The organism is Pseudomonas sp. AB39(2026), from assembly GCF_059831485.1.
Genome location: NZ_CP195212.1, coordinates 2,099,084 through 2,115,659, shown reverse-complemented (window position 1 = coordinate 2,115,659; position 16,576 = coordinate 2,099,084). Strand labels below are relative to the sequence as shown.

General features: G+C 58.8%; 17 protein-coding genes. 15 read left to right on the top strand and 2 right to left on the bottom strand.

The window, feature by feature from the left end; translation table 11 throughout:
• The first annotated feature begins 172 nt into the window (after nucleotides 1-172).
• The 6 genes from ffh (at nucleotide 173) to ACSAMW_RS09595 (ending at nucleotide 4,647) form a co-directional block, all read left to right on the top strand.
• On the top strand, nucleotides 173-1,546 hold the full coding sequence (gene ffh / locus ACSAMW_RS09620) for a signal recognition particle protein (RefSeq protein WP_168084399.1): 1,374 nt from the start codon (nucleotides 173-175) through the stop codon (nucleotides 1,544-1,546).
• A gap of 190 nt (nucleotides 1,547-1,736) precedes the next feature.
• Nucleotides 1,737-1,988: a 30S ribosomal protein S16 gene (rpsP, locus tag ACSAMW_RS09615; protein ID WP_168084398.1), complete on the top strand. Its 252-nt coding sequence runs from the start codon at nucleotides 1,737-1,739 to the stop codon at nucleotides 1,986-1,988.
• 5 nt (nucleotides 1,989-1,993) lie between these two features.
• Nucleotides 1,994-2,530, top strand: coding sequence for a ribosome maturation factor RimM (gene rimM, locus ACSAMW_RS09610; RefSeq protein ID WP_168084397.1), 537 nt, complete (start codon nucleotides 1,994-1,996; stop codon nucleotides 2,528-2,530).
• Between the two features lie 3 nt (nucleotides 2,531-2,533).
• Nucleotides 2,534-3,286 (top strand): tRNA (guanosine(37)-N1)-methyltransferase TrmD, encoded by a 753-nt coding sequence (gene trmD, locus ACSAMW_RS09605; RefSeq protein WP_500593725.1) that lies wholly within the window; start codon nucleotides 2,534-2,536, stop codon nucleotides 3,284-3,286.
• A 43-nt stretch (nucleotides 3,287-3,329) separates the two neighbouring features.
• Nucleotides 3,330-3,680, top strand: a complete 351-nt coding sequence (rplS, locus tag ACSAMW_RS09600) for a 50S ribosomal protein L19 (RefSeq protein WP_168084395.1) — start codon at nucleotides 3,330-3,332, stop codon at nucleotides 3,678-3,680.
• 376 nt (nucleotides 3,681-4,056) lie between these two features.
• Nucleotides 4,057-4,647, top strand: coding sequence for a hypothetical protein (locus tag ACSAMW_RS09595; RefSeq protein ID WP_500593724.1), 591 nt, complete (start codon nucleotides 4,057-4,059; stop codon nucleotides 4,645-4,647).
• A gap of 32 nt (nucleotides 4,648-4,679) precedes the next feature.
• Here ACSAMW_RS09595 and ACSAMW_RS09590 read toward each other — a convergent pair whose 3' ends face one another.
• A complete protein-coding gene (locus ACSAMW_RS09590) occupies nucleotides 4,680-5,009 on the bottom strand; it encodes a YceK/YidQ family lipoprotein (RefSeq protein ID WP_500593723.1) in 330 nt (109 codons plus the stop codon).
• Between the two features lie 144 nt (nucleotides 5,010-5,153).
• Between ACSAMW_RS09590 and xerD the strand changes: the two genes are divergently transcribed.
• The 9 genes from xerD (at nucleotide 5,154) to ACSAMW_RS09545 (ending at nucleotide 14,673) form a co-directional block, all read left to right on the top strand.
• Nucleotides 5,154-6,050 carry a site-specific tyrosine recombinase XerD gene (gene xerD, locus ACSAMW_RS09585; protein ID WP_500593722.1) on the top strand — a complete coding sequence of 299 codons (897 nt, stop codon included), beginning with the start codon at nucleotides 5,154-5,156 and terminating at the stop codon, nucleotides 6,048-6,050.
• Nucleotides 6,051-6,194: 144 nt separating this feature from the next.
• Entirely contained in the window at nucleotides 6,195-6,923 is a 729-nt protein-coding gene (gene dsbC, locus ACSAMW_RS09580) for a bifunctional protein-disulfide isomerase/oxidoreductase DsbC (protein ID WP_500593721.1), read from the top strand.
• An 82-nt stretch (nucleotides 6,924-7,005) separates the two neighbouring features.
• A complete protein-coding gene (locus ACSAMW_RS09575; RefSeq protein ID WP_500593720.1) occupies nucleotides 7,006-8,310 on the top strand; it encodes a homoserine dehydrogenase in 1,305 nt (434 codons plus the stop codon).
• Between the two features lie 187 nt (nucleotides 8,311-8,497).
• The gene (gene thrC, locus ACSAMW_RS09570; protein ID WP_500593719.1) at nucleotides 8,498-9,907 is read left to right on the top strand and encodes a threonine synthase; all 1,410 of its coding nucleotides are present in this window, start codon (nucleotides 8,498-8,500) and stop codon (nucleotides 9,905-9,907) included.
• A gap of 122 nt (nucleotides 9,908-10,029) precedes the next feature.
• A complete protein-coding gene (locus ACSAMW_RS09565) occupies nucleotides 10,030-10,431 on the top strand; it encodes a hypothetical protein (RefSeq protein WP_500593718.1) in 402 nt (133 codons plus the stop codon).
• Nucleotides 10,432-10,546: 115 nt separating this feature from the next.
• On the top strand, nucleotides 10,547-10,801 hold the full coding sequence (locus tag ACSAMW_RS09560; protein ID WP_500593717.1) for a DUF3509 domain-containing protein: 255 nt from the start codon (nucleotides 10,547-10,549) through the stop codon (nucleotides 10,799-10,801).
• 246 nt (nucleotides 10,802-11,047) lie between these two features.
• The gene (locus tag ACSAMW_RS09555) at nucleotides 11,048-11,590 is read left to right on the top strand and encodes a YaeQ family protein (protein ID WP_500593716.1); all 543 of its coding nucleotides are present in this window, start codon (nucleotides 11,048-11,050) and stop codon (nucleotides 11,588-11,590) included.
• 54 nt (nucleotides 11,591-11,644) lie between these two features.
• On the top strand, nucleotides 11,645-13,354 hold the full coding sequence (gene recJ / locus ACSAMW_RS09550) for a single-stranded-DNA-specific exonuclease RecJ (protein WP_500593715.1): 1,710 nt from the start codon (nucleotides 11,645-11,647) through the stop codon (nucleotides 13,352-13,354).
• Between the two features lie 212 nt (nucleotides 13,355-13,566).
• On the top strand, nucleotides 13,567-14,673 hold the full coding sequence (locus ACSAMW_RS09545) for an NADH:flavin oxidoreductase/NADH oxidase (protein WP_500593713.1): 1,107 nt from the start codon (nucleotides 13,567-13,569) through the stop codon (nucleotides 14,671-14,673).
• 85 nt (nucleotides 14,674-14,758) lie between these two features.
• Here the strand turns inward: ACSAMW_RS09545 and ACSAMW_RS09540 are convergent, their stop codons facing one another.
• Entirely contained in the window at nucleotides 14,759-16,378 is a 1,620-nt protein-coding gene (locus ACSAMW_RS09540; protein ID WP_500593712.1) for a glucan biosynthesis protein D, read from the bottom strand.
• Nucleotides 16,379-16,576 lie beyond the last annotated feature (198 nt).

Here is a 16,576-nt window from a genome sequence, read left to right as displayed (position 1 = left end):
AAAGGCGCGAGTGTGGCATAGAACGTTGGCCCGGATAAAGACTGCCGACAGCCCCTGTGTCAGGCCAGGCAACTTCCCGCTATAATCGCCGGTCTTCCCTTGCCCGTGGCCAGAGCACATCGGCAGGCCGCATGCCACTTCGGTTCGACGAAGCCTGTAAAGGATCGCCCCCATGTTTGAAAATCTTTCCGACCGTCTTTCCCAGACGCTTCGCCACGTTACCGGCAAGGCGAAGCTGACCGAGGACAACATCAAGGACACTTTGCGCGAAGTGCGCATGGCCTTGCTCGAAGCCGACGTTGCCCTGCCGGTGGTGAAGGACTTCGTCAACGCCATCAAGGAGCGGGCGGTCGGTACCGAGGTGTCACGCAGCCTCACACCAGGCCAGGCGTTTGTGAAGATCGTGCAGGCCGAGCTGGAATCGGTCATGGGCGCGGCGAACGAAGACCTGGTGCTTAATGTGGCACCGCCGGCCGTGGTGTTGATGGCCGGCCTGCAGGGCGCGGGTAAAACCACCACCGCTGCCAAGCTGGCCCGCTTTCTGAAAGAACGCAAGAAAAAGTCGGTGATGGTGGTGTCGGCGGACGTGTACCGCCCGGCCGCCATCAAGCAGTTGGAAACCCTGGCCGGTGAGGTGGGCGTAACCTTCTTCCCGTCCGACATCAGTCAGAAGCCTGTTGCCATCGCCGAGGCCGCCATCCGCGAGGCCAAGCTCAAATTTATCGACGTGGTCATCCTCGACACCGCCGGCCGCTTGCACATCGACGCCGACATGATGACCGAGATCCAGGCGTTGCACGCCGCGGTCAAGCCCGTCGAAACCCTGTTCGTGGTCGACGCCATGACGGGTCAGGACGCGGCCAATACGGCCAAGGCGTTCGGTGATGCACTGCCGCTGACTGGCGTGGTGCTCACCAAGGTGGACGGCGATGCCCGTGGCGGTGCGGCGCTGTCCGTGCGCTCCATCACAGGCAAGCCCATCAAGTTCATCGGCATGGGCGAGAAGACCGAAGCCCTGGAGCCTTTCCACCCGGACCGTATCGCGTCGCGCATCCTGGGCATGGGGGACGTGCTCAGCCTGATCGAGCAGGCCGAGCAGAACCTGGACAAGGACAAGGCCGAGAAGCTCGCCAAGAAAATCAAGAAGGGTAAAGGCTTCGATCTCGAAGACTTCCGCGACCAGCTGCAGCAAATGAAAACCATGGGCGGCCTGGGCAGCCTGATGGAAAAACTGCCCAACATCGGCGGCGTGAATCTCTCCCAAATGGGCAATGCCCAAGGCGCGGCTGAAAAACAGTTCAAGCAGATGGAAGCGATCATCAACTCCATGACCCCGGCCGAACGTCGCGACCCAGACCTGCTCAGCGGTTCGCGCAAGCGCCGTATCGCCCTGGGTTCAGGTACGCAGGTCCAGGACGTGGGCCGCTTGATCAAGCAGCACAAGCAGATGCAGAAAATGATGAAGAAATTCTCGGCCAAGGGCGGCATGGCAAAAATGATGCGCGGCCTTGGTGGGATGATGCCCGGCGGCATGCCGCGCCTTTGATGCGACTGGGCATGCCGTTCGGCCAGCCGTTCGGCGAGCCGTTTGGTTGCCTTTTTCGACGCCTGCCCGCCTCAGGGGCAAAAGGAGTTTGCAAAAACTCCGGCGTTCCCTGAGAATATGCGGCCTTTCGGGCACCCGTGCCCGCTGTGCCTTACAGATTTGCAGCACCGACAACAGGAACGATGTTCATATGGTAACCATCCGTCTTGCCCGTGGCGGCTCTAAAAAGCGCCCGTTTTACCACCTCACCGTGACCGATAGCCGCAATGCGCGCGACGGTCGTTTCAACGAGCGTGTTGGCTTCTTCAACCCGATCGCTGCCGGTGGCGAAGTTCGCCTGTCCGTCAACCAGGAGCGCGTAAGCTACTGGCTGTCCCAGGGCGCCCAGCCGTCTGAGCGTGTTGCTCAGCTGCTGAAGGACGCTGCCAAGGCTGCTGCCTGAGCAGTATGAACCCGACGCCAGACGCCGCAGATGACCTCATCGTCATCGGCAAAATTGTTTCGGTGCACGGTGTTCGCGGTGAAGTGAAGGTGTACTCCTTTACCGACCCGATTGAAAACCTGCTTGATTACACACGCTGGACGCTTCGGCACGAAGGCACCGTGAAGCAGGTGGACATGATCAGTGGCCGTTCGCAGAACAAGGTCCTGGTCGCAAAGTTGAAAGGTCTTGATGACCGTGAAGAGGCCCGCCTCCTTGCTGGTTACGAGATCTGCATCGCGCGCAGCCTGCTGCCCGACCTCTCTGATGGCGACTACTACTGGTGGCAGCTTCAGGGGTTACAGGTCATTGATGGCAAAGGGCAGGTGTTGGGCAAGGTTGATCACCTGCTCGAAACCGGCGCCAACGATGTAATGGTGGTCAAGCCTTGTGCAGGTAGCCTGGATGATCGCGAGCGGCTGTTGCCCTATACGGACGACTGCGTGCAAGCCATCGACCTGGGTGCCGGTGTAATGAGGGTTGAGTGGGATGCGGATTTCTAGGCCATGGCGAGCCTGCGCATAGAAGTCATCACCCTGTTTCCGGAGATGTTTTCGGCCATCAGCGAATACGGCATTACCAGCCGCGCGGTAAAGCAGGGTCTGCTTGAGCTGACCTGTCGCAACCCGCGGGCCTACACCACGGACCGTCACCACACAGTGGACGACCGCCCGTTCGGCGGTGGGCCGGGAATGGTAATGAAGATCAAGCCACTGGAAGATGCGCTGGCCGAGGCCAGGCAGGCAACCGGAGGCGCGGCGAAGGTGATCTACCTGTCGCCACAAGGCCAACGCCTGACACAGGCTGCGGTGAAGCAACTGGCAACGGCGGAATCCCTGATTCTGATTGCCGGGCGGTATGAAGGCATCGACGAGCGTTTCATTGAAGCGCATGTGGATGAAGAGTGGTCGATTGGCGATTACGTGTTGTCCGGTGGCGAGCTGCCGGCCATGGTGCTGATCGATGCGGTTACACGTTTGCTGCCTGGAGCTTTAGGGCATGCAGACTCCGCGGAGGAGGATTCCTTCACGGATGGCCTGCTGGATTGCCCGCACTACACCCGGCCTGAGGTGTATGCGGAACGGCGTGTACCCGACGTGTTGCTTAGCGGCAACCATGCACATATCCGGCGCTGGCGTTTGCAGCAGTCCCTTGGGCGGACCTACGAACGACGGCCTGATCTTCTGGAAAGTCGCTCACTTTCTGGAGAAGAGCAAAAGCTGCTGGCGGAGTATTTCCGTGAGCGGGACGATAGTTAACGTATCGATGGCAAATGAATCACCTTTGCCTTAGGAGCACAGCATGACCAACAAGATTATCCTTCAGCTCGAAGCCGAGCAGATGACCAAGGAAATCCCGACCTTCGCACCTGGCGACACCGTTGTCGTTCAAGTGAAGGTAAAGGAAGGCGAGCGTACCCGCTTGCAGGCCTTCGAGGGTGTTGTCATCGGCAAGCGTAACCGTGGCGTCAACAGCGCATTCACCGTTCGCAAGATCTCCAACGGTGTTGGCGTTGAGCGTACCTTCCAGACCTACAGCCCACAGATCGACAGCCTGGCCGTGAAACGTCGTGGTGACGTGCGTAAAGCCAAGCTGTACTACCTGCGCGAGCTGTCTGGCAAGGCTGCCCGTATCAAGGAAAAGCTTTCCTGATAGCGGCATAAGCCTCCAAGGCTTACCCGAAAACCCCGGCCTTCGTGCCGGGGTTTTCTGTTTCATGAGGTCAATATTTACCGTTATTGGATAGGGCTGGTGCGTAAAAATCGTTGCTCATGTTCATTGTAACGAGAGAATACGCATGAAAGATCTAATTCCATTCGGGGCTTCTGGTGGCCCAATTTTACCAGCCAAGAACAAGATGACGGTGGGACAGTATCTGCAGTCGCCGTCCGGACGGTATCAGCTTATTCTTCAGGAAGATGCTAATCTGGTCTTGAAGGACGCCGGAAATGATATCTAGATAGCTAATGATGGGCAGCGCTATAGTCGATACTATAAGATAAAGCGTTTTGACCACCCTGCTGTGATTATGTATGAGTACTTGCAGGTGCATCAGCCTAAACAAAAGCGATATTGGAGTGCTGTTGGCTACGGCGCGCACGGCAATAACCACGACGCTGGGCAGCAGCGAGTCTTTGCAGTATTGCAAGATGATGGAAATATAGTTCTAGTGGACATTGTTCCGCTTTGGAGCGTCAATAAGTCGCTTTGGGAATTTTCGGCAATCAAGGTGGGGTTCAGATTTGAATCCGGGGTGGTGCTGGAGATGGGAAGGGAATATGTAGTAGATGGCGCAAAATTAGTGTTTCAGTTGGACGGCGATCTTGTAGGTTACAGAGCAGATGGGCTGCGGCTTTGGAGTAGTGGTACTCAGGGGAAAGGGGCTAACACCGCTGTTATGCACCCAGATGGAAATTTCGTGATTAGCGCGAGCGGTCAAGTACTGTGGGCTACCAACACGGCAGGGAATCCGGGAGCATATGCACAGTTTCAAAGTAATGGTAATTTTTCTGTCGCGCTAGAGCGTCCCGTCTGGGCGCGATTTGGGCTGCGGCAGGCTCCGAAACGGAAGCTTGTAGTCTGGGGGCCATTGAGTTATACCGTGTATAAGTTTGATTGACTCGAGAGGGGCGCTATGTGATAGCGCCTCTTTTAATGCTTGGCATCGAAAAATTGGTTAGGACCATTTTGTAGGTGCTGAATAAGTGTGTAAGGAAGTATGACAGTGTCTGCTATCCCAGAAAGAGCAATATCTATGATTGTCGATTCTAGTGTTGGGTTCCATCCTTTTGAGTTGGTTGGGTGTGCGTTGAGTGTGCACCAGTTGTAAGCAATCCCACTATATATTCTTGGGATGCTAGTGCAGTGCGTTTTTCTTTGTGTGAGCGCTGCGGATATGGTGGCGTCTTCTTGAACATTTGTTTTGATGGTTCCACAGCCCTGTAATAGAAGAAAAATAACGAACGATTTAAAAACTTTCATAGCATATCTCCTTTAACGCTGGAGATTATCTTAAAAAGCTTTCGCTTTGTAGCATCCGATTGCAACAAGTTACTTCTCTTGCCGTAGAAAGGTTTCATATAGGAGAAGATGGTGATAGATTCACCTTTTCCCTAAATGCTCGCCATGCCCGCCCTCGACCACCCCCTCATAGACCAATTCCTCGACGCCCTGTGGCTTGAAAAAGGCCTGTCCGAGAACAGCCGCAGTGCTTACCGCAGTGACCTGGCGCATTTCAACGGCTGGCTGGCAGAGCAGGGCGTGGACTTGAAAACGGCGGGGCGGGATGTGCTGCTCGACTACCTGGCCTGGCGCGTGGACGAGGCCTTCAAGCCGCGTTCCACGGCGCGTTTTCTTTCGGGGGCCAGGGGGTTTTATCGTTACCTGCTGCGCGAAGCCATTATCCCCGTAGACCCTACCTTGCTGGTGGAGCTGCCAAACCTGGGCAAGCCATTGCCCAAGAGCCTGTCCGAAGCGGATGTAGAGGCGTTGCTGGCAGCGCCAGAGCTGGCTGAGGCGCTGGGCCAGCGGGACCGTGCCATGCTGGAGGTGCTGTATGCCTGCGGCCTGCGTGTTACCGAGTTGGTAAGCCTCACGCTGGATCAGGTCAACCTGCGCCAGGGCGTGGTGCGGGTAATGGGCAAGGGTAGCAAAGAGCGATTGGTGCCCATGGGCGAGGAGGCAATCACCTGGCTTGAGCGCTACCTACGAAATGGCCGCGCCGAGTTGTTGAATGGGCGCCCCAGTGATGTGGTATTCCCCAGCCAGCGAGGGGACATGATGACCCGCCAGACCTTCTGGCATCGCATCAAGCACCACGCTGTGCGGGCGGGTATTCAAAAGGCGCTGTCCCCGCACACTCTCCGCCATGCGTTTGCCACGCATTTGCTCAACCACGGCGCAGACCTGCGTTCAGTTCAGCTGCTGCTGGGGCATGCCGACCTGTCCACCACCCAGATCTATACCCACGTGGCCAAGGCGCGCCTTCAGGAATTGCACGCCCGTCATCATCCTCGGGGTTAGCATGGAACACATTTGGTGATATGTGCCACAGTCGGCCCCGTGAGCCTAATGTGATAGTCTTTGCCGCTCAGTAATGCCCGATGTGCCGCTTCGTCTGTTCACACGGCCGGCCCGGGCTGTTCGTCCGCCGCTCCAGGAGTTCCCATGCGCGTGACACGTCTTTTCGCGGCCACTGCCTTGGCGCTGGCCAGTACTTTTGCACTGGCTGACGACGCCGAACAGGCTATTCGCAAAACCCTTGATACCCTTCAGCTCGACGTGCCCATCGAAGCCGTTTCCAGCAGCCCGCTCAACGGCTTGTATGAAGTGCGCCTCAAGGGCGGCCGTGTGTTGTATGCCAGCGCCGATGGCCAGTTCGTGATGCAGGGCTACCTGTACCAGATGCAGGGCGGCAAACCGGTCAACCTTACCGAGAAAACCGAGCGCGCTGCCATTGCCAAGACCATCAACGCCATTCCAGCGGGAGAGATGGTGGTATACCCGGCGCAGGGCGAGGCCAAAGCCCACATTACCGTGTTCACTGATACCACGTGCCCTTATTGCCAGAAGCTGCATGCCGAAGTACCGGAGCTCAACCGCCAAGGTATCGAGGTGCGCTACCTGGCGTTCCCACGCCAGGGGCTGGGGTCTGAAGGCGATCAACAGCTACAGGCGGCCTGGTGCTCGGCCGACCGGCGCAGCGCCCTCAATAAGCTGATCAGCGGCAAGGATGTGGACGCTGCCAAGTGCGCCAACCCGGTGAGCAAGCAATTCGCGCTGGGCCAGAGCATTGGTGTCAGCGGTACGCCTGCTATCGTGCTGCAAGACGGTCAGGTAATTCCGGGCTACCAGCCAGCCGCTCAGGTGGCCAAACTGGCGCTGGCAGCCCAGTGACACGCTATTAAACACACACGCTGCAACCATTGCAGTGGTTCGCGGCCGGCTTCCAGGCTGGCCGTTTCATGGGGAGTCAAGAGTGAAACCGGTCAAAGTAGGCATCTGTGGGTTAGGTACCGTCGGTGGCGGCACCTTCAATGTACTTCAGCGCAACGCCGAGGAGATCGCCCGCCGTGCCGGGCGTGGTATTCAGGTCGCGCAAATTGCGATGCGTTCGCAGAACCCCGATTGCCAGATTACCGGTACCCCCATTACCAACGATGTGTTCGCGGTGGCAACCAACCCGGACATCGACATCGTGATCGAGCTCATCGGTGGCTACACCGTAGCGCGCGAGCTGGTGCTCAAGGCCATCGAAAACGGCAAGCACGTGGTCACCGCCAACAAGGCACTCATCGCAGTGCACGGTAACGAGATCTTCGCCAAGGCCCGCGAAAAGGGCGTAATTGTTGCCTTTGAAGCGGCCGTTGCCGGTGGTATTCCGGTGATCAAAGCCATTCGTGAAGGCCTGTCGGCCAACCGTATCAATTGGGTGGCCGGCATCATCAACGGCACGGGAAACTTCATTCTCACTGAAATGCGCGAGAAGGGCCGTACCTTCCCTGACGTATTGGCAGAGGCCCAGGCACTGGGGTACGCCGAGGCAGACCCTACCTTTGATGTGGAAGGCATCGACGCCGCTCACAAGCTGACCATTCTGGCGTCCATTGCCTTCGGAATCCCGCTGCAGTTTGACAAAGCCTACACCGAAGGCATTTCCAAGCTCACCACGGCCGACGTGAATTATGCCGAAGCCTTGGGCTATCGCATCAAGCACTTGGGTGTGGCGCGCAGCACTGCCCACGGTATCGAACTGCGCGTACACCCCACCCTGATTCCAGCAGACCGCCTGATTGCCAACGTCAACGGTGTGATGAATGCGGTGATGGTCAACGGCGACGCCGTAGGCTCGACGCTGTTCTACGGAGCAGGCGCAGGCATGGAGCCGACGGCCTCCTCTGTAGTAGCCGACCTGGTGGACGTGGTCCGCGCCATGACCTCGGACCCTGAGAATCGCGTGCCGCACCTGGCCTTCCAGCCAGACGCCTTATCCGCCCATCCGATCCTGCCCATTGATGCCTGCGAAAGCGCCTATTACCTGCGCATTCAGGCCAAGGACCACCCAGGTGTGCTGGCCCAAGTGGCAAGCATTCTCTCGGCCCGCGGCATTAACATCGAATCGATTATGCAGAAAGAGGCCGAAGAGCATGACGGCCTGGTGCCCATGATTCTGCTCACGCACAAAGTGGTGGAGAAGGGCATGATCGAAGCCATTACGGCGCTTGAGGCTTTGGATGACGTGGTAGGTAGCGTGGTGCGTATTCGGGTCGAGCACCTGGCCTAGGTTTCCAGCCGCACGCTGCAAGCGGCAAGCACCAAGTAGAGCGAGATTGCAGCGCCTTCCAGTGCGCTGCCCTAACATGAATCGATGACCGCTGCGGTAACAAGGCAGCTGCAAGTTTTCAAGGCCCCGCGGCTTTTTCTTGCAGCCTGCCACTTGTGGCTTGCAGCTCAAACCAAAGGTTTGCCCCATGCGTTATATCAGTACCCGCGGCCAGGCACCCGCGCTCAATTTCGAAGATGTGCTGCTGGCTGGCCTGGCCACCGATGGCGGCCTGTATGTGCCAGAAAACCTGCCGCGTTTCACCCAGGAAGAGATCGCCTCCTGGGCGGGGCTGCCTTATCACGAGCTGGCGTTCCGTGTAATGCGCCCTTTCGTGACGGGCAGCATTGCAGATGCAGACTTCAAGCAGATCCTGCAAGACACCTATGCTAAATTCTCGCACCCTGCCATTGCGCCCTTGCGCCAACTTGGCAGCAATGAGTGGGTGCTGGAGCTGTTCCATGGCCCGACGCTGGCCTTCAAGGACTTCGCCCTGCAACTGCTGGGCCGCCTGCTTGACCATATCCTGGCCCGCCGGGGCGAGCGCGTAGTCATCATCGGCGCGACCAGTGGCGACACCGGTTCGGCCGCTATCGAAGGGTGCAAGCATTGCGAAAACGTGGACATCTTCATCCTGCACCCACATCAGCGTGTGTCGGAAGTGCAGCGCCGCCAGATGACCACTCTGTTTGGCGACAACATCCATAACCTGGCCGTGGAAGGCAACTTCGACGACTGCCAGGAAATGGTCAAAGCCAGTTTCGCCGACCAGGGTTTCCTCAAGGGCACCCGGCTGGTGGCCGTCAACTCGATCAACTGGGCGCGCATCATGGCCCAGATCGTGTACTACTTCCATGCGGCGCTGCAGTTGGGCGGGCCAGCACGGTCCGTGGCATTCTCGGTGCCCACGGGCAATTTCGGTGATATTTTCGCCGGTTACCTGGCTCGCAACATGGGCCTGCCCATCAATCAGCTGATCGTGGCTACCAACCGAAACGATATCCTGCACCGCTTCATGAGTGGCAACCAGTACGTCAAGGACACCCTGCACCCTACGTTGTCGCCTTCGATGGACATCATGGTGTCGTCAAACTTCGAGCGCCTGCTCTTTGATCTTCATGGCCGTAATGGCACCGTTCTCGCGCAACTGATGTCCAGCTTCAGGCTCGGCGGCGGCTTCAGTGTTGAAGAGGACCGCTGGACCGAGGCGCGGCGTCTGTTCGATTCGATGGCCGTCACCGATGAGCAAACCTGCGAAACCATCGCTCACGTATTTGCTAGCACCGGTGAAGTGCTTGACCCACACACCGCCATCGGCGTGCGCGCTGCCCGCGAATGCCGGCGTAGCCTGGACACCCCCATGGTCGTATTGGGAACGGCGCACCCGGTGAAATTCCCGGAGGCTGTGGAAAAGGCGGGGGTAGGGAAGGCCTTGCACTTGCCTGGCCACCTGGAGGACCTGTTCCAGCGCGAAGAGCGTTGCACCGTAGTGCCCAACGACATTGCAGCCGTCCAGGCATTTGTCAGCGCCCATGGGAACCGCGGCAAGCCTTTGTAGGAAAGTGCCATAGGTGATGGCATTGCGTGCAGACTTTTCCCGCAAACTTTTAGGATCAATCCTATTTAGCTGCGGGGGTTTGCTGCATTAAGGTGGCGGTCGTTCTTTCCCGGAGGCCGCCCATGCGTTCACTCAAGGTTCTCGTCATTGAGCAGCAGCCTGCCCGCCTGCTGCAACTGCACCAGATGCTTAACGCTTGTAGCGTGTTCGGCGTGCGAATTGCTGAAGACCCCGTCAGGGCACAACGTTGCCTGGAGCGCCAAGGCGCGGCCGACATCGTGGTATTGGGGAGCCAGGCTTCTTTGGCCCCGGCATTCCTGGACCGGCTTGCGCGGGGTGAGCATGCGCAGGCGGTCATCATTCAAGGTCATGCCGATTGTGCAAACGCCCGCGCCGCCATTCGACGGGCTCGGCAGGCTGGCCTGTGGGTATTAGGTGTACTGCCCTTGGGGCAGTCCATCTGCCCTTTGCATGCCATGCTGTGCCGCTTCAAAACCCAGCGCGCCGAGCCGCTTATCGCCTGAATGCTCTTTCAGGTCTGCCGTTGCGCTTGTTTGCCGCCCGTTCAGAACTTTTGCCAGCACACGATGGTCATTTACTGGCACTGAAATGAATTTCGGGTAAATAAGGGTGATCGAGATGGATAACGTCAGCTTATTGTTAAGTGATGCACTGGCGCCTTACCGCGTCAGTCTGGCTCCATCGAATCTCCAAGGTCGGCTGCGCTTGGCGGTCACTGATCAGGCAGGTCAAGAAGTTCTGCACCGTGAGGTGGCTAATTCGCAACTCGCCAGCACACAGGCGCTTACCGACGTAGTAGATGGCCTGCACCGTGACCTGATGGTTGCCGAAGGGCGTTTGGAGCCAAGCATGATGCCGCCATGCGCGCATTGAGCGCCGGTCGTCGATTCACAGTGGAAATGCGTTAAATCGGGAACCTTCCAGAATACAGGTTCTCTTAATTTCATGGACGTTTGATTGGCATTGTGCTCCGGTGCCAGTCAGCCGCCCGATGGCCCAGAAGGCCATGTTTGCCCCGGCCGGCCTCCCCACCGCGTCCGGGGTTTCTTTTGCCTGCGTTAAACCTCTACCCGGTGCATCGGGTAGACTATCGCCCCCCTCGCTATTTCGAAGCCCCCCATGGCACAGCCATCGACAACCTATAAATTCGAACTCAACCTGACCGATCTTGATCGTGGCGTGTACGAAAGCATTAAGCAAACCATCGCGCGTCACCCTTCGGAAACCGAAGAGCGTATGGCGGTACGCCTGCTGGCCTATGCACTCTGGTACAACGAACACCTAAGCTTCGGGCGCGGCCTTTCGGACGTGGACGAACCGGCGCTCTGGGAAAAGAGCCTGGATGACCGCGTGCTTCACTGGATCGAGGTTGGCCAGCCGGACCTGGATCGCCTGACCTGGTGCTCCCGCCGTACAGAACGTGTGAGCCTGCTGGCCTACGGCAGCCTGCGCGTGTGGCAGGGCAAGGTTGCAGAAGCGGCCCGCCCGCTTAAAAACCTGAACATTGCTGCCGTACCTCAAGAGGTGCTGGAGGTGTTGGCCAAGGACATGCCCCGCGTGATCAAGTGGGATGTCATGATCAGCGAAGGCACTGTATTTGTGACCGACGATCGGGGCCAGCATGAAGTTCAGCTGGAATGGTTGATGGGCGAGCGCAGCTAGGCACACTATGCCGGCTTTATTGAACTGCCCCACGAGCTGAGAACACTGCCACACATGCGTATCGAGCCCCGCCCACTACCCGCCGAGCTGCCGTTCCTTGGCAATTTGCCACCCTTGTTGACCCGTCTTTATGCCGCCCGGGGCGTGCAAAGTGAGGCCGAGCTGGATAAAGGGCTGGCGCGGCTTATTCCTTACCAGCAGTTGAAAGGGATAGGCGAGGCTGTGTCGCTGCTGGTCGATGCCATTGACCAAGGCCAGCGTATCCTGGTGGTAGGCGATTTCGACGCTGACGGCGCCACGGCCAGTGCCGTAGCCGTACTTGGCCTGCGCCTGTTGGGTGCGAAAGACGTGGAATATCTGGTGCCCAACCGCTTTACCTACGGCTATGGCCTGACGCCGGAAATCGTAGCCGTGGCCCTGGAGCGCCAGCCGCAGCTACTGCTGACGGTGGACAACGGTATCTCCAGCGTGGAAGGCGTGCAGGCTGCAACCGAAGCCGGGCTTAACGTCTTGATCACGGACCATCACCTGCCCGGCCCCTTGTTGCCGCAGGCCGCTGCCATTGTTAACCCCAACCAGCCAGGGTGCACTTTTCCCAGCAAGGCGTTGGCCGGGGTGGGGGTCATTTTCTACGTACTGATGGCACTTCGGGCGCGCTTGCGTGCGCTGGGCCGCTACGCAGACGTCCCTCAGCCTAACATTGGTGAGCTGTTGGACCTGGTCGCGCTGGGCAGTGTGGCTGATGTGGTGCCGCTGGACGCCAACAACCGGATCCTTGTGCACCAGGGCTTGGAGCGTATTCGTGCAGGCCGGGCGCGGCCCGGAATCAAGGCCCTGCTGGAGGTGGCCCGCCGCGACCATCAGCGGCTCACCTCCAGTGACCTGGGCTTCATTCTAGGGCCGCGCTTGAATGCCGCTGGCCGCATGGACGACATGAGCCTGGGCATCGAATGCCTGCTCAGTGAAGACCTGGCCCATGCCCGTGACATCGCCAGCGAACTGGACGGCTTGAACCAGGACCGCAAATCCGTGGAGCAGGGCATGCAACGTGAGGCGTTGGCCCAGCTCAAGGACCTGCCCTTGGCGTCCATGCCGTTCGGGTTGTGCCTGTTCGAGCCGGACTGGCACCAAGGTGTGATTGGTATTCTGGCCTCACGCATGAAAGAGCGCTATCACCGGCCTACCATTGCCTTTGCCGATGCTGGTGACGGGTTGCTCAAAGGGTCGGCACGTTCGGTACCCGGTTTCCACATCCGAGATGCACTGGACGCAGTCGCCGCCAAGCACCCAGCCCTTATCACTAAGTTTGGTGGCCATGCCATGGCCGCAGGCCTGTCTTTACCGGCTGAACACTTTCAGGCTTTTGCCGACGCTTTCGATGCTCAGGTGCGTGAGCACTTGAACGAAGACGATCTCACTGGGCGACTGTTATCGGACGGCACGTTGGCTGTTGAAGAGTTTCACTTGGAACTAGCCCGCGCCCTGCGTAACGCCGGCCCCTGGGGCCAGCATTTCCCTGAGCCTTTGTTTCATGGGGTGTTCCAACTGGTGGAGCAGCGCGTAGTCGGCGAGCGCCATTTGAAGGTGGTGCTCAAGAGCGAATGCGGCAGCCTGCGCCTGGACGGCATCGCCTTCGGGGTGGACCGCGAGCAGTGGCCCAACCCGGAGGCACGCTGGGTGGAGCTGGCCTACAAGCTGGACGTAAACGAATACCGGGGTATCGAAAGCGTCCAGTTGCTGATTGCCCACATGAGTGCACGTTAGCGGAATCTGTGGTTGCCCCTGTAGGTCTATTAGGCTGCCAGGGTTTGTACGAAAAGTCGGCGAGCGAAGGCTAGGCAAGGAAAAAGTCAGGGAGGAAGCGGAGTTTACTGGGTGTAAATGAGCATTCCGACCTGGCTTTTGACACAGCATGGCCGAGCGCAGCCACTTTTCGTACAAAGCCTAATGCTTATTCCCTATTCAAGAGGTGCCTCATGAGCCTGCTGTTGGAACCCTACACCCTACGTGGGCTGACCCTGCGCAACCGCATCGTGGTTTCGCCCATGTGCCAGTATTCATCCCGAGACGGCTTTGCCAATGACTGGCACCTGGTGCACCTGGGCAGCCGCGCTGCTGGCGGCGCGGGCCTGGTTATCTTCGAGGCCACGGCTGTTACAGCGGATGGCCGAATCACCCCCGAAGACCTGGGGCTGTGGAAAGATGAACACATCTCGATGCTGCAGCGCATCAACCGCTTCATAGACGCCCAGGGTGCCGTCCCCGGCATCCAGCTGTCCCATGCCGGGCATAAGGCGAGTACCTGGCGGCCCTGGCTGGGCAAGCATGGCAGTGTGACGCTGGAGGAGGGGGGCTGGACGCCCGTAGCGCCGTCCCCGGTTCCGTTCGATCCGGAGCACGCACGCCCTACTGAGCTGACGGAGGCTGACATCAACGGCATAAAAGACGCCTTTGTTGCCGCCGCCAAGCGCGCCTTGACCGCCAATTTCAAGGTGGTGGAAATTCACGCGGCCCACGGTTACCTGTTGCACCAGTTCATGTCGCCCCTAAGCAACCGCCGTACAGACCAGTACGGCGGCAGCTTCGAGAACCGGGTGCGCCTGGTGCTGGAAGTGACTGAAGCCATACGCAAGGTATGGCCAGCAGACCTGCCGGTATTTGTGCGGGTGTCGGCCACGGATTGGGTTGAAGACGGTTGGAACACGGACGAAACCGTAGCGCTTTCCAAGCGCCTGAAGACCATTGGCGTGGACCTGATCGATGTGTCTTCGGGCGGTACAGCGGCCAAGGCCGAGATCCCTACAGGCCCTGGCTATCAGACGCGCTTTGCCGAGCGCGTGCGAAAGGAGGCAGAGCTGCCCACAGGCACAGTGGGTATGATCACAGACCCTGCCCAGGCCGAACACATACTGCGCACTGGGCAAGCAGACCTGATCTTCCTTGCTCGCGAACTGCTACGTCATCCTTACTGGCCATTGCAGGCGGACGAAGACCTCGGCGGTCGCCAAGCCACCTGGCCTGCACAGTACCAGCGGGCGACCCACCGCGATCAGCCTATTCATGAGTCTGACCTGAAGGGTTGACCATAAGAGATTCGCCCCTCCGTGGGCTCCTACAAACCTCTGTAGAAGCCCACGAAGGGGGCGAACCGCTTTATTCCATACCCCGTTAAACGTACTTGCGCTTTTCCGGAGCTGGCGGGAAGTACTGGTACAACCAGGTTTCGCTCAAGGTACGGTCGCTGGTACGGATAAACAGGCGCATGTCCACAGGTTCCACACTGTCATTGGTGGGGTACCAGTCAAAGGTAATGCGGTAGCCCTTGATGTCCGGCAGCACCAGGACATTGAAATCCTGGACCTTGCCATTTGAGACCGTTACGACCGGCTCTATGCCTGTTCCCTCCGGCAACCGATCCAGCCCGCCCCCCGTGAAGTCCACTGCAAAGCGACGTGCCCATTTCTCGGGGTAGTGCTCGCCGGGCGCCCAGCCCTCCAGGAACCCGCCCATGCCCGAACGGGTAGCATGGACGCGGGCTAAAGGGGTGCCTGTAGGTGGCAAGGCGCTCCAGTACAGTTTGTAGCCAAAGCTCAAGGTATCGCCCGCCGCTACCGGTTTTTTAGGCGTCCAGAAGGCCACGATGTTATCCAGGGTTTCCCCAGTGGTGGGGATTTCCAGCAAATCGATGGAGCCTTCCCCAAACGGCGTGGTGGGCTCTACCCACAAGCTGGGGCGCTTGCTGTACCAGTCAACGGTGTCTTGATAGCTGGCAAATTCATGGTCGGTCTGTACCAGCCCGAAGCCCTTGGGGTTGGTGTCGGCAAAGGCATTGAATTGCAGCTTGGCCGGGTTGTTCAAGGGGCGGCAGATCCACTCGCCGTTGCCACGCCACATGGCCAGGCGGTCCGAGTCATGGATTTGCGGGTGAATGGTGTCGCACATGCGCCGCTCATAGGTGCCGCAGCTGAACATCGTGGTCATGGGGGCAATACCCAATTGCTCAATGGCGGTACGTGCCGTCACCTGCATGTCCACCGCCATCACCACCTGCTCGGCCTGGCAATCAATGTCAAAGCGATAGGCACCTGTAGCGCTAGGGGATTCCAGCAGCGCGTACACTACAAAACGGGTGGCATCCTTACCTGGTGTTTCGAACCAGAACTTGGTGAAATCCGGGAATTCTTCCTGGCGCTTGGCATAGGTGTCTACGGCCAAGCCACGTGCTGAGAGGCCGTATTGCTTGGTGCTGTCTACTGCACGGAAATAGCTGGCGCCGAGGAATGACAGGATGTCATGGCTGGCAATTTCCGGGGCCTTGAACAGCTTGAAGCCGGAGAAGCCCAAGTCGCCCTTTAGCTGTTTCTGATCGACCTTGCTGTCGTTGTAGTTGAACAGGCTAGGGCGGAAATGTACCTCACGCGCCTGGCGGCTGGCCGCATCCACGCTGTACATACGAACTGGGGTACGAAAGCCCATACCTACATGGAAGAACTGCACGTCCAACTGGCCGTTCAGGCCTTTCCACAGCGAGTGATTGGCATCGTACTGGATCGCGTTGAACTGCTGCGGGGTCATGGTTGCCAGCGTAGGCGGCAGTTGCTGCTTGCGGTCTGTGTAAGGCTGTGCGGCCAAGGCCTTGGCTTGAGCCTTGAGGCCTTCGAAGTCGAAATGCTCGGCATCGCCATCGGCCGTGGCGGCCAATGCCCGCGCCGACATCAGTGCAGTAGACGACAGGCCGGTGTAGGCCGCCAAGGCCATGGATGCTTTCAACAGGCTTCTGCGGTGCATGAACAACCCTTAACTGAAAATACGGACGTTAGCCGGGGAGCAGGGCGCGACAGGGGCTTGGAAGGTTCGATGTCGCGGCTTCCCAGGCGTTACGGCTTTTGTAGACAACGCAGGGCGGGATGGTTCACGGTTCCAAGGGCCTATGGGCGGCTGTGTGCCAACTGCAAGCCTCTGCCGTAGGCATTGGCGATTGGATCA

Bases quoted from the DNA above. Each gene is read 5' to 3' on its own strand.
- ffh (WP_168084399.1), top strand. From the start codon at position 173: ATGTTTGAAAATCTTTCCGACCGTCTTTCCCAGACGCTTCGCCACGTT.
- rpsP (WP_168084398.1), top strand. From the start codon at position 1,737: ATGGTAACCATCCGTCTTGCCCGTGGCGGCTCTAAAAAGCGCCCGTTT.
- rimM (WP_168084397.1), top strand. From the start codon at position 1,994: ATGAACCCGACGCCAGACGCCGCAGATGACCTCATCGTCATCGGCAAA.
- trmD (WP_500593725.1), top strand. From the start codon at position 2,534: ATGGCGAGCCTGCGCATAGAAGTCATCACCCTGTTTCCGGAGATGTTT.
- rplS (WP_168084395.1), top strand. From the start codon at position 3,330: ATGACCAACAAGATTATCCTTCAGCTCGAAGCCGAGCAGATGACCAAG.
- ACSAMW_RS09595 (WP_500593724.1), top strand. From the start codon at position 4,057: ATGTATGAGTACTTGCAGGTGCATCAGCCTAAACAAAAGCGATATTGG.
- ACSAMW_RS09590 (WP_500593723.1), bottom strand. From the start codon at position 5,009: ATGAAAGTTTTTAAATCGTTCGTTATTTTTCTTCTATTACAGGGCTGT.
- xerD (WP_500593722.1), top strand. From the start codon at position 5,154: ATGCCCGCCCTCGACCACCCCCTCATAGACCAATTCCTCGACGCCCTG.
- dsbC (WP_500593721.1), top strand. From the start codon at position 6,195: ATGCGCGTGACACGTCTTTTCGCGGCCACTGCCTTGGCGCTGGCCAGT.
- thrC (WP_500593719.1), top strand. From the start codon at position 8,498: ATGCGTTATATCAGTACCCGCGGCCAGGCACCCGCGCTCAATTTCGAA.
- ACSAMW_RS09565 (WP_500593718.1), top strand. From the start codon at position 10,030: ATGCGTTCACTCAAGGTTCTCGTCATTGAGCAGCAGCCTGCCCGCCTG.
- ACSAMW_RS09560 (WP_500593717.1), top strand. From the start codon at position 10,547: ATGGATAACGTCAGCTTATTGTTAAGTGATGCACTGGCGCCTTACCGC.
- ACSAMW_RS09555 (WP_500593716.1), top strand. From the start codon at position 11,048: ATGGCACAGCCATCGACAACCTATAAATTCGAACTCAACCTGACCGAT.
- recJ (WP_500593715.1), top strand. From the start codon at position 11,645: ATGCGTATCGAGCCCCGCCCACTACCCGCCGAGCTGCCGTTCCTTGGC.
- ACSAMW_RS09545 (WP_500593713.1), top strand. From the start codon at position 13,567: ATGAGCCTGCTGTTGGAACCCTACACCCTACGTGGGCTGACCCTGCGC.
- ACSAMW_RS09540 (WP_500593712.1), bottom strand. From the start codon at position 16,378: ATGCACCGCAGAAGCCTGTTGAAAGCATCCATGGCCTTGGCGGCCTAC.